Source organism: Streptomyces sp. NPDC040718 (genome assembly GCF_055593565.1).
On the sequence record NZ_JBVIXO010000001.1, the window covers coordinates 305968 to 318105 of the forward strand.

General features: G+C 72.1%; 10 protein-coding genes. 4 read left to right on the top strand and 6 right to left on the bottom strand.

Annotated elements, in window-relative coordinates; translation table 11 throughout:
• Window positions 1-207: 207 nt before the first annotated feature.
• Complete coding sequence (locus ACZ597_RS01375) at window positions 208-858, top strand: SdrD B-like domain-containing protein (RefSeq protein ID WP_471323429.1); 651 nt, start codon at window positions 208-210, stop codon at window positions 856-858.
• 5 nt (window positions 859-863) lie between these two features.
• On the opposite strand, the gene ACZ597_RS01380 is transcribed toward ACZ597_RS01375, so the two are convergent.
• Window positions 864-2339, bottom strand: coding sequence for a hypothetical protein (locus ACZ597_RS01380; protein ID WP_471323431.1), 1476 nt, complete (start codon window positions 2337-2339; stop codon window positions 864-866).
• 132 nt (window positions 2340-2471) lie between these two features.
• Between ACZ597_RS01380 and ACZ597_RS01385 the strand changes: the two genes are divergently transcribed.
• Entirely contained in the window at window positions 2472-3011 is a 540-nt protein-coding gene (locus tag ACZ597_RS01385) for a WcaF family extracellular polysaccharide biosynthesis acetyltransferase (protein ID WP_471323434.1), read from the top strand.
• Complete coding sequence (locus ACZ597_RS01390) at window positions 3008-4126, top strand: glycosyltransferase (RefSeq protein WP_471323436.1); 1119 nt, start codon at window positions 3008-3010, stop codon at window positions 4124-4126. Before ACZ597_RS01385 ends, ACZ597_RS01390 begins: the two co-directional genes overlap by 4 nt.
• A gap of 4 nt (window positions 4127-4130) precedes the next feature.
• Here ACZ597_RS01390 and ACZ597_RS01395 read toward each other — a convergent pair whose 3' ends face one another.
• The 4 genes from ACZ597_RS01395 to gmd all read right to left on the bottom strand — a co-directional run bounded on the left by ACZ597_RS01395 (window position 4131) and on the right by gmd (window position 9277).
• On the bottom strand, window positions 4131-4346 hold the full coding sequence (locus ACZ597_RS01395) for a hypothetical protein (protein ID WP_471323438.1): 216 nt from the start codon (window positions 4344-4346) through the stop codon (window positions 4131-4133).
• A 116-nt stretch (window positions 4347-4462) separates the two neighbouring features.
• Window positions 4463-5155, bottom strand: a complete 693-nt coding sequence (locus ACZ597_RS01400; protein WP_471323440.1) for a hypothetical protein — start codon at window positions 5153-5155, stop codon at window positions 4463-4465.
• Window positions 5156-5230: 75 nt separating this feature from the next.
• The gene (locus ACZ597_RS01405) at window positions 5231-8005 is read right to left on the bottom strand and encodes a CBM96 family carbohydrate-binding protein (RefSeq protein ID WP_471323443.1); all 2775 of its coding nucleotides are present in this window, start codon (window positions 8003-8005) and stop codon (window positions 5231-5233) included.
• Between the two features lie 258 nt (window positions 8006-8263).
• Window positions 8264-9277 (bottom strand): GDP-mannose 4,6-dehydratase, encoded by a 1014-nt coding sequence (gene gmd, locus ACZ597_RS01410; RefSeq protein ID WP_471323446.1) that lies wholly within the window; start codon window positions 9275-9277, stop codon window positions 8264-8266.
• Between the two features lie 408 nt (window positions 9278-9685).
• On the opposite strand from gmd, the gene ACZ597_RS01415 reads away from it, so the two are divergent.
• Complete coding sequence (locus ACZ597_RS01415; RefSeq protein WP_471323449.1) at window positions 9686-10630, top strand: GDP-L-fucose synthase family protein; 945 nt, start codon at window positions 9686-9688, stop codon at window positions 10628-10630.
• A 17-nt stretch (window positions 10631-10647) separates the two neighbouring features.
• On the opposite strand, the gene ACZ597_RS01420 is transcribed toward ACZ597_RS01415, so the two are convergent.
• A complete protein-coding gene (locus ACZ597_RS01420; RefSeq protein ID WP_471323451.1) occupies window positions 10648-12135 on the bottom strand; it encodes a sugar transferase in 1488 nt (495 codons plus the stop codon).
• Window positions 12136-12138 lie beyond the last annotated feature (3 nt).

Here is a 12138-nt window from a genome sequence, read left to right on the forward strand (position 1 = left end):
GCGGGCTCCCGTACCCGGTGGAATAGTGGGGAGCGGGTGCGAGAAACCCATGGGGAAAATGAACACGGCACGGGCGCGGCGTTCCGCGTTGCCGCGCCCGGCGGCTTCTGTCCCGGGCCGCCCTGAGCGCCGGCACCCGACATCCGCCGGCACCCGACATCCCGAAATCCTGGCAGAGAAGGCAGAAACGGCAGAAAGGGGAAACCCATGCGCCGAAGGATCCTGTCATGCGCGGTGGTGATGGCCGTGTCGATCGGCGGCTCGACCGTCGTCGGCATGACCACAGCCGAGGCGGCACCCATCGCGCCCAGCCAGCGGTGCTTCCTGCGGGAGGGAGCCAATAACCTCTTCGACGTCAGGTCCCAGGGATTCATCGAGGACGACGTGATCTTCCTGCGGAACTCGAGAGGGACCGTGGTGCGCACCGTCAAGGTGGGTGAGCTCGGCCTCAACACGATCACCGGAGTGCCGAACGACACCTACACGATCACCGCGAGGGATCACAAACAGGACAGGGCGGTCTGCCTGAAGTTCGTGTCGGACGAGGAAGCCGCGATCACGTGCACCGTGACCAAGGGACCGGGACAGACCTACGGCGTGTCCGGCAGGGGTTTCCCGGAGGCCGAGACGGTCACGCTGAGGAACTCCCAGGGCGCGGTCGTGGACACGACCGTGACCATCAAGGACGGATTCTTCGAGTTCACCGGGGTGCCCAACGGCACGTACACGGTCACCTCGAAGTTCGCCAAGACGACCTGCCCTCAGTCCACTGACCCGGGCGTGGACACGGACACCGACACAGGCGGTGACACGGGCACCGACACGGGCGGTGACACGGGCACCGACACGGGCGAGTAACCGGATCAGCGCAGGGTGGTGCCCTTGTCCTGCCGGTACGTGGCGACGAGCGCGAGGCACATCGCGGCGATCGCGACCCGGCCGGAGGCCTGGAGCAGCGGACCGCGCAGCAGGATGAAGGAGTACCCGGCGACCAGCGGGACCACCACGGAGATCAGGCTGCCCGGAGCCGAGCGGCGCGTGGCCCGCCTGGCGTAGCGACGGTCGACGCGCCCGGCGGCGTACCCGATGCCCAGCAGCCCGGCGCCCATGCCCAGCGGGCCGAAGTCCAGCCAGAGTTCGGCCCAGATCGGGGAGGAGAGGTTGGTGTTGACCGTGCCCATCCACTGGCCGACCATCACGCCCGTGTCGCGCGGCTTGCCCGGCCACACCGAGCGGGGCACCGCGAAGAAGACGGATCCGGCGAGCTGGCGCCCGTAGAAGTGGCCGGGGCCGGAGTCGGAGAAGGTGATGGTGTTGGCGAACATGCCGATCTGGTCGTAGTCCTTGAGCGCCATCGGCTCCAGGAACGAGGTCGTCTCGACGGGCTTGTAGTTCTTCTCGTCGTAGCGGAAGCGGTCCGCGAAGGGGAAGACGAGCAGGGCAGCCACGACGGCCGTCGACAGGGCCGCCCGGTACATGGCGGCGCTCACCGGGAAGACGGTGAACAGCAGCGCGAACAGGACGGTCAGGAACCAGTAGCGCGGGTTCGAGACCGGGTTGTTGACGATCACGTTGAGCACCGCCAGCGCCGCCCAGGTGACGATGACGGACACCTTGCGGCGGGCGAACGTCGAGGTGATCAGCCACCGCGTGTACAGGAGCAACGCGAGCAGCGCGGGCACGGTGCCGAAGCCGCGCAGCAGGGCCTGCCCGGCCTGGCCGTCCCCGTTGGAGACGCCCGCCTCCTGGATGCCGGCGATGATCTCCTGCCGGCTGGAGAAGAAGACGGCCGGGCCGCCGAGCTTGAGGATGAAGGCGGCGCTGCCCAGGAAGGCGAGGGCGGCCAGCAGCCCGAGCCGCCGCCGGTGGGCCATGAGCGGCCGGGGTTCCTTCGGGGAGCCGCCCGCCCGCCCGGCCGGCCGGTGCCGGGCGAGCAGTACGCCGACGTCGAAGGCGGTGCAGCCGAGCAGGACCAGCCCGATGGCGAGGGTGAGGTCGGAGCGGGGCCCGACGACGGGGGTGGGGACCCGGCCCAGGACGGCCTGGGCGAGCGGGGCCACGCCCATGGCCATGTAGACGAAGAGCCAGAAGGAGCCCTGGAGCAGTTTGCGACGGCTCGTCAGGACCATCGCGGAGAGCCGGGCGCCCGCGTACATGGTGAGCAGGAGCTGCAGCCAGAAGGCGGCGTCGCGCCGGCCGTCGCCGGACTGGGCGGCGACGAAGAGGGGGAGGAAGACGGTGAAGCCGAGGGCGAGCGGCACGGACAGCGCTCGCGAGAGCAGGGTGCGCGGGGTGGTGACCCTCCCCCACCGGGACTCGTCCCCGGTGGGCTGCGGCACCGGTCGCACGGCGGGTTCGCGTATGTCCGTGGCCACTGTTGCCCCCACCCCTGTACGTGATCAGCGCGCAGTCTAGTCTGGGCGTTCGGCGCCCGGGGAGGCGCGCCCGGGGTGGACGACGAGGGGCTTCTGTTGCGCGATCTTCCTGCCTTCACACTGGCCGGATACGACAAGGGGCGCGGGTTTCTGACGCAGGCTCTGTGGTTCGCCGTGATGAACACCCTCTTCATGTCCTGGTTCTGCCCCGCCCGGCTGCGCGTGGCGCTGCTGCGGGCGTTCGGGGCGAAGATCGGCGAGGGGGTGCTGATCCGGCACCGGGTGCGGGTGTTGTGGCCGTGGAAGCTGGAGGTCGGCGACCACACGTGGATCGGCGAGGGCTGCTGGCTGCTCAACCTGGAGCCGGTGACCATCGGTTCGCACGTGTGCCTCTCGCAGGAGTCGATGCTGTGCACCGGCTCGCACGACCACCGGGCCGCCGACTTCCGCTACCGCAACGCCCCGATCACCGTCGAGGACGGCGCGTGGGTGGCCGTACGGGCGACCGTGCTGGCGGGCGTGACGGTGGGCCGCTGCGCGGTGGCGGGCGCGGGCGCGGTCGTCCACAAGGACCTGCCCGAACTGACCCTGCAGACCCAGGACGGCCGCCGCCGCCCGATGGAGGAGCCCAAGTGAAGGTCCTGCACGCCGTGACCCTGCACTCCCCCTCGCACGCCTTCGGCGGCCCGGTGCGGGTGGCGCTGAACCTGGCCAAGGGCCTGCGGGCGCGGGGCCACGAGGCGCGGCTCCTCGCCCTGGGCGAGGGCTTCGACCCGTGGCCGGCGTCGGTGGAGGGCGTCCCGGCGAAGCTGTTCCCGGCCCGGCGCATCCTCCCCCTCGGCTTCAGCGGGATGACCTCGCCGGCGCTGCTGGCCTCGGCGTCCCGCCTGGTGCGGGACGCGGACGTGGTCCACGTCCACCTGGCCCGGGACCTGGTCACCCTGCCCGTCGCCCTGGCGGCCCTCCGTGCGCGCAAGCCGCTGGTCCTCCAGACCCACGGCATGGTGGACCCGAGCGAGAAGCTCCTCGCGAAGCTCCTGGACGCGGTGGCGGTACGCCGCCTGCTGCGCGGCGCGGACGCCGTGCTGTACCTGACCCCGCACGAGCGCTCGGGGCTGGACGCGGTGGTCGGCACCCCGCCGCTCGCGCAGGCGGTCCGCCTGGTCAACGGCACTCCGGCCCAGGAGCAGCGCCCGCGGCCGGCCGGCCCGCCGCGCGTCCTGTACTCGGCCCGCCTCCAGGCCCGCAAGCGCCCGGTGGACTTCGTGGACGCCGCCCCGGCGGTCCTCGCGGCCCACCCGGACGCGGAGTTCGTGGTGGCCGGCCCGGACGAGGGCGAGCTGGCCGCGGTCCGCGCCCGGATCACCGCCCTGGGGCTCACCGACCGCTTCACGGTCCCCGGCGCCCTGTCCGGTGCGGAGGTCCTCACCGAACTCCGCCGCGCGCACGTCTACGTACTGCCCTCGGTGGACGAGCCGTTCCCCATGTCGGTCCTGGAGGCGCTCGCGGTGGGCGTCCCGCCGGTGGTCACCCACTCCAACGGCCTGGCCCGCGACATCGCGGCGGCCGGCGCGGGCCACGCCGTGGACCCGGGCCCCGCCCCGGTGGCGGAGGCGGTCCTGGCCCTCCTGGACCCCGCCGCCAACGCCAAGGCCTCCACGGCCGCCCGCGAACTGGCCGCCGCCTCCTTCTCCATGGACGCCGTACTGGACGCCCTGCTGGACGTGTACGCGTCCGCCGTACGCCGCTGAGGGCTCAGATTCCGTCCCGGTGGTGCTCCTCCACCACCGGGAGGGCGGCCGTACGGCGGCGCTTGAGGACGCTGGCGTAGACGCCGAGGCCGATGCCGCCCGCCACCATCATGATCAGGCCGACGAGGTCGAGGTTGACGCTCTCCAGCTCCCAGTCGCTCGCGAAGGTGAGGACGGCCCCCACCACGATCAGGGCGATGCAACCGCCGATGCCGCGCATAGGATTCGCCTCCGCTGTGTCGTGTGACGGCGCGGGTACCCGGAAGGCGGCAGGGGAAACGCCGCCGGTGCCCGGCGGGCCGGGCGCGGCGGCGTTCTCGCGGAGAGTGCCCGGGGTTACGCCGGGAGCCAGGCGTAGCAGCCCGTCGAGGTGAACCGGTCGGCGCCGGCCGGGACCGTGGCCGTGATCCTGTCGCCCGGCTTGGGCGGGGCTTCCGGGCCCGAGGCGAGGACGGAGCCGTCCTTGGACTTGGCCTCCCAGGTGCAGGTGGTGCTCTGGGTGGCGGCCCGGTAGGTGCCGGGGGCCGGGGCGGGGCGGGGGCCGTCGGCGAAGCCCTTCTGGGCCGCCTCCAGGACGGGCTTCTGCTCCGGGCAGAGGAAGGTGATCGCGTCCTTCGCACCGGTGACCTCGCCGGACACGATGGACGCGGCCGCCGCGTCCTTGTCCCGCTTGGCCGTGCGCGCCACCCGCTGGCAGGTTTCCTGGCCGGTCTGGAGGACGGCCGCCGGGTCCGTCTTCTCGGGGACGCGCCCGCTCAGGTACTTCTTCTCGTTCTCCCGGAAGCTGCCCGTCTTCGGGGTGAGCTTCGCGTCCGGCAGGACCGGGCCCGTCGGCTTGGCGTCGGGCGGGGCCGCCGCGGCGGGCGGCGCCGTGGCGTCCGCCGGGTCGGGGGCCGAGGACGGGGCCGGGGGCTTCGGTGTGGCGGCGGCCCGGGCGGTGTCCGCCTTGCCGCCGTCCTGGGAACTGCAGCCGGTCAGCGTCAGGGCGGCGGCGAGGAGGACGGCGGCCGCCGCGGAGCGTCGGTACATCAGGTGGCTCCCGTACGTGGGGAGGAGTGCGGGGCCCGGCGCTTGGCGTGCAGGGCCCCGCACTCCGTCAGGCGGTTACTTCTGGCCGAAGGTGAGGACCAGCTGCGGAGCGGCGTCCGCGGCGGTCGACTCCGAGGACCAGATCCACAACGGGTCGGTGCCCGTGCTGGTCAGGCCGAGGCCGTAGCTGCTGCCCAGCACCGCGGAGACCGCGGCGGTGTCGAGCTCGACGTTCTGGACGGCCGAGCCGTCCGGCACTCCCGCGATGCTGCCGAGCGGGGTGGTGCCGAGGGCGGGCTTGGTGTTGAACGTCGTGCCGGCGCCGCTCCAGGTGCCGGTGACCGGGACCGCGGAGACGGTGTCGGCGGTGCCGGCACCGGTCTGCGTGGAGGTCTTGAACTGGAGCGAGGCGGCCTTCAGGACCTGCCCGGCCGGGGCGGCCGGGAGGGTGAAGCGCAGGTACGTCTCGTACGCCGAGGTGCCGCGCACCGCGAGGGAGGACGAGGTGCCGTAGGCGGTGCCCGGGGCTCCCTGGTTGACGTAGGTGTCCTCGGCGGCCGTGACCTTGGAGACCGTGTCGGCCGGGGCCTTGGCCAGGTCGAAGTGGGCCTTGACCTGGGCCTGGGTGAGCGCCGACGGGTAGACGGCGGTCTCGTCGAGCTGGCCGGCGAAGAAGTTGCTCGTCGGGCGGTTGGGCCAGCTGGCGAGGTTGTCGCCGCCTACGTGCCAGTAGCCGGCGTACGGGGTGGAGTTGGTGGCGCTGTTGGTGCCCTTGTTCTGGCCGTCCACGTACAGGGTCATGCCGCCGGGGCCCTGGGTGCCGACGACGTGGTGCCACTTGTTGTCGTTGTACGTCTCGAACAGGCCCGTGGTGATGGTCCGGGTCGAGCCGTTGAAGACGCCGAAGGCGAGGCGGCCGGTGTTGGTCATGTACAGCTGCTTGTCGTACGAGCCGCTGCTGTTGACCGTGTTGTTGCCGAAGCCGATCAGCTTGCCGCCGCGCGTGGTGTTCGTCTTGAACCACGTCTCGACGGTGAAGGAGGCGCCGACGCTCTGCCGGTGGTCGCTGTACACCTGCTGGCTGGTGCCGTTGAAGCCCATGGCCGTGCTGGTGCCGCTGACGGCGCCGGGGCTCTGGCGCAGGGCCGGGGCGTTGACCTGGATGCCGCTGGTGTCACCGCCGTTGGAGGAGTCCGCGACGTACGGGCTGACGGTGTCGTCGTAGCGCCAGTACAGGTTGGCGCCGTCGGCGCGGACCCTGTCCGGGTACGCCTGGACGGAGGCCGGGACGGTGACGGAGGCGTTCGCCGACAGGGCGCTGGTGTTGCCGGCGCCGTCGGTGGCGGTCACCCGGTAGGTGTAGGACTGGCCGGCCTTGACGGTGGTGTCGTTCCATGAGGCCTGCGGCCGCTCGAACTCCAGGGAGTCGGCGGTCACGGTGGCGATCGGGGTGGCCGAGCCGTTGCGGTAGATCCGGTACGTCAGCTTGCTGTCGTCCTGGTCGTAGCTGGTGCGCCAGCGGACCTGCGCCTCACCGGGCTTGACGCTGGCGGCGCTGGCGACGGGGGTGGTCGGCGCGCCGACGTCGCCGGTGTCGGCGAAGCGGGTCAGAGCCTGCTGGGGCTGGCCGTTGATGAGGGTGAACTCACCGCCCGCCCAGAGGTACTTGACGCCGTTCTTCTCAGCGACGGACATGACGCGCGGGCCGATGCCCTCGCCGATGCCGTCGTTGGCGGTGGGGTGCCAGCCGAGCTTGCGCGGGCCGCGCACGAAGCCGTCCGCGGGCGGCGGGGCGGCGCCGGTGTGGTCGGTGGGCTGGGCGAGGAAGAAGTTCCGCTTGCCGTCGGGGAATTCCAGTTCGCTGGAGCAGTCGTGGGCGTGCGAGGAGCTGTAGAGGACCCCGTCGTACGGCAGCACGTACTGGGTCGCGCCGAGGCAGCGGTCGCGCCACTTCTCGCTGAAGTCGGTCTTCAGGCCGATGCGGCCGTCGAAGACGCCGCCGCCGGAGCCCTCGTTGGCGGTGTAGTAGCCCGTCGCGTCGGCCGAGATGTGCTTGACGACCGAGTTGGAGGGGATGTCGGAGTACGTCTTGGCGACCGCGCCCGTGGTGGCGTCGACGACCGCCAGGGCGTGCGTGTTGGCGCCGTTGACGGCGAAGAAGTCGCCGCCGAGCAGGACGCTCTTGCCGTCGTTGCCGACCTTGACGGCCCGGCCGGGCTCGTCCGCGTTGGCGGTCCAGGGCTTCAGGGCGCCGGAGGCGGCGTCGACCGCGGCGAACCGCTCACGGGTCTGGCCTTCGACGGCGGCGAAGTCGCCGGCCACGTAGAGGGTGTCGTCGGTAACGTCGAGCGCGCGCACGGTGGCGGGCACGCCGGGGTGGAAGGAGGCCTTGGGGGTGCAGGTCTCGATGTCGATCGCCGCGAGGCTGGAGACCGGGGTGCCGTTGACGGCGCCGAAGTAGCCGCCCGCGTACAGGGTCTTCTTGTCCTTGGAGACGGCCAGCGCCCGGACGGTCGCGCTGCCGTCGCTGATGGTGAAGGCCAGTTTGCAGGAGGTGGGGTTGCCCGTCGCGGCGTCCAGCGCCACGAAGTTGACCGCTTCCTGCTCGGCGCCGCCGACCGCGTCGGGCGGGCGTACCGCCGAGAAGGTGCCGCCGGCGAAGACGGTGCCGTTCGCCTGCTCCATGGCGAAGACGACGCCGTTCGGCTGCCAGGTGGGCAGCTCGTCGGCGGTGAACGCCACCGGCGGTGTGATGGCGGATGCCTCGGGCATCAGCACCAGGCCGAGGCCCGTGCCGGCACCGGCCAGTGACAGTGCGAGGGCAGCACTCAGCCCTCTGGATCTACGCATGAGCCCCCCAGGGCCGTTGGCCCGGTTTGATGGCTGGAATTATCCGAACAGCCGTATGTACTGGCGCAGACTAGGGCTCACGCGAGGACCCGGTCACCTCTCTTGACCCATTGCATACCAACTTGGAATCAACGGAGTTCAGGCTGGAGGGTGTGCACCGTGGACATACGGCGGGTGCGCACCCGGCCATACCCCTGCGGAGCCCTGAGCTCGCGGGTATGACCGGGACACGGCAAATCGTAGGCGAAAGCCGGAGCCTCAGCGGTCGATCCGGACGGTGGCGCCCGCCAGTTGGTCCTCGACCTGGCGGACATCGGCGTCCACCATGATCTGCGCGAGTTCGGGCACCAGGACGGTCGGCTTCCAGCCAAGGATCTCCCGGGCCTTGGAGGCGTCGCCGATGAGTGCGTCGACCTCGCTGGGGCGCTCGTACTTGGGGTCGTAGCGGACGTGGTCGGTCCAGTCGAGGCCGGCGTGGGCGAAGGAGGACTCGACGAAGTCCCGCACGGTGGCGGCGACTCCGGTGGCCACCACGTAGTCGGTCGGTTCGTCCTGCTGGAGCATGCGCCACATCGCGTCGACGTACTCGGGGGCGTAGCCCCAGTCGCGGACGGCGTCGAGGTTGCCGAGGTAGAGGTGGTCCTGGAGGCCGGCCTTGATGCGGGCCACCGCGCGGGTGATCTTCCGGGTCACGAAGGTCTCGCCGCGGCGGGGAGACTCGTGGTTGAAGAGGATCCCGTTCACGGCGAACATGCCATAGGCCTCGCGGTAGTTGACCGTGGTCCAGTACGCGAAGACCTTCGCCCCGCCGTACGGGCTGCGCGGGTGGAAGGGGGTGTCCTCGTTCTGCGGGGGCGGGGTGGAGCCGTACATCTCCGAGGACGAGGCCTGGTAGATGCGGGTGTCGACGCCGCTGGCCCGGATGGCCTCCAGGAGCCGCAGCGCGCCGAGTCCGGTCACGTCGCCCGTGTAGAGGGGGGCGTCGAAGGAGACGCGGACGTGGGACTGGGCGCCGAGGTTGTAGACCTCGTCGGGGCGTATGTCGCGCAGCAGGTTCACCAGGGCGACGCCGTCGGAGAGGTCGGCGTGGTGCAGGACGAAGGAACGATTCGCCGTCTGCGGGTCCTGGTAAATGTGGTCGATCCGCTCCGTGTTGAAGCTGGAGGACCGCCGCACGAGCCCGTGCACCGTGTAGCCCTTGGAGAGCAGGAGCTCTGCGAGGTACGAGCCGTCCTGTCCGGTGACGCCGGTGATCAGTGCGGTCTTGCCCATGTGGTGTCCCCCTGGGGTCCGTTGCTGTTCTGATGTGCTCCGGCCTCTGGCACGGCCGGTCTCTTGATGTACGCCCTCGGTCCGGCGCCCAGGGCCCCCCGACGGCCCCGCGGCATTCCGGCGGGCAACGGGCCAGGCCCGCCCGTCCCTGGTCCGGGACTGGATGCGTACCGTACACGCCCGCTCCGCATGACCCACCCCCGCGGCACGACGATCCGGCCCCGCCGCACGGTCCGGCCCCGCCGGACACTCCAGCCCCGCCGGCGTTTGAGGCGCGGGGGTCCGGGGCGGATCCCCCGGCAGCGTCGCCGCACACGCACGACGGCCCAAGGGGTGGCAACCCGGCGGCCCGGACACCGGGTCCGGGCCCCCGACACCCGCGGCCTGCGGACTGGCATCATCGGCGGTATGACAAGCACCCCGCCCCTCCTGCCCCCGCACGCCCGCGTGTTCGTCGCCGGACACCGCGGCCTCGTGGGGTCCGCGGTCGCGCGCCGCCTCACCGCCGACGGCCACGAGGTGCTCACCCGCGCCCGCGCCGACCTCGACCTGCGCGACGCCGCGGCGACGGAGGCGTACCTGCGCGACGTCCGCCCGGACGCGGTCGTGCTGGCCGCCGCCAAGGTCGGCGGGATCATGGCCAACAGCACGTACCCGGTGCAGTTCCTGGAGGACAACCTCCGGATCCAGCTCAGCGTCATCTCCGGCGCGCACGCCGCCGGTGTGGGCCGCCTGCTGTTCCTCGGCTCCTCCTGCATCTACCCGAAGCTGGCCCCGCAGCCCATCAGCGAGGACGCCCTGCTGACGGGCCCGCTGGAGCCCACCAACGAGGCCTACGCCCTCGCCAAGATCGCCGGCATCGTGCAGGTCCAGTCGTACCGCAAGCAGTACGGGGCCCCGTACGTCTCGGCCATGCCCACGAACCTCTACGGCCCGGGCGACAACTTCGACCTCCAGTCCTCGCACGTGTTGCCGGCGCTGATCCGCCGCTTCCACGAGGCGGCGGCCGAGGGCCGTGACGAGGTCGCCCTGTGGGGCAGCGGCACCCCGCGCCGGGAGTTCCTGCACGTGGACGACCTGGCGGCCGCCTGCGCGGTGCTGCTGGAGCGCTACGACGGCGACGAGCCCGTCAACATCGGCTGCGGCGAGGACCTCACCATCAAGGAGCTGGCCGAGACGGTCGCCGAGGTCACCGGGTTCCGGGGCCGGCTGGCCTGGGACACGTCCAAGCCGGACGGGACCCCGCGCAAGCTGCTCGACGTGTCCCGTCTGACCTCGCTGGGCTGGAAGCCGGGCATCGCGCTGCGGGACGGCATCGACGCCACCTACCGGTGGTGGCTCGACCAGAGCTGACGTCACCTCGTGGCCCCTCAGTACGCTCCGCGGCCGTCGACCACGGCGCGGAGCGTACGGCCCATCACGTCGACATCGCTGGTGAAGGACCAGTTGTCCACGTACTGCAGGTCGAGCTGAATCGTTTCGTCCCAGGACAGGTCCGACCGTCCGCTGATCTGCCACAGGCCGGTCATCCCGGGTCGTACGGTGAGCCGGCGCAGCTCGACCTCGTCGTACGCCGCCGCCTCCTCCGGCAGCGGCGGCCGCGGGCCGACCAGCGACATGCTTCCCGTCAGCACGTTCACGAGCTGGGGCAGTTCGTCCAGCGAGGTGCGGCGCAGCAGCCGTCCCACCCGGGTGACCCGGGGGTCGCGGCGCATCTTGAACATCAGGCCGTCGTTCTCGTTGGCCCCCGCCAGCCCGGCCTTCAGGCGGTCGGCGTCCGTCACCATCGTGCGGAACTTCCACATGACGAAGGGGACCCCGTCGCGCCCGATGCGCCGCTGGCTGTAGAAGGCCGGCCCCTTCGAGCCAAGGCGGATGGCCAGGACCAGCCCGAGGAACAGCGGCGACAGCAGCAGCAGCCCGAGGGCGGCCCCCACCCGGTCGAGCACCGTCTTGAGCAGGGGCTGCACCCCCCGCCGCACGGGCGGCGCGACGCGCAGCACGGCGAGCCCGCCCGCCGAGAGGGTCTCCAGCCGCTTGACGGAGATCTCCACCAGCCCGGGGAAGACGGCCAGTTCGAGCCCTTCGTCGTGCAGGGCCCAGGCCACCCGCCGCAGCCGCTCCCCCGCGAACCGCGCCCCGGGTGCCACCAGCACCAGGTCGGCGTGGTGGCGGCGGACGGCGCGCAGCACGGCGGACGCGTCCCGGTTCGGCGCCTTCGGCATCGAGGCGTCCAGCCTGGCCGCGACCGGCATGCCCCCGGTGAGGGGGCCCCCGCCGACGGGGACGATGCCGACGACGACGTACGGGTGGTCGGTGCGCGCGGCAAGGTGCGCGATGAGGTGCTCGGCGGCGGCGGGCTCGCCGACCACCAGCACCCTGCTGACCGCCTGCACCTCGCGGCGGGCGGCCGACAGGTGGCGGTACGTCAGTTTGTGGCAGGCGACGGTGACGAGGAGCGCGGGCAGGAGTGCGCCGAGGGCGGCGAGGCGGGGGGTCTGCTCCGCCGTCACCACGCGGGCGACGGCCAGGACACCGATCAGAATCAGCCAGTCGTGGAGTACGGGGAGCGCGCCGCGGGACTCGCCGAGCACCCGGGCGGCGTACCGCCGGCGCAGCGCCTGCACGCCGGTCCAGGCGAGGGCCGCGCCGAGTGCGCAGTGGAGGGGTCTGGCCTGCCCGGCGGCGTCGAAGACCAGGCCGACGGGCACGGCGGCGCCGACGAGGTCGGCGGTCACGGCCGCGGGCAGGTACCACCGCGCCTTGTCACCGAGCCCCCGGACAGGGGTCGTTGCCGGCCCGTCGGGGCCGGGCACCTCGGGGGCCACTCTTTGCTCAGGAAAATGAACATGCCTCATGGG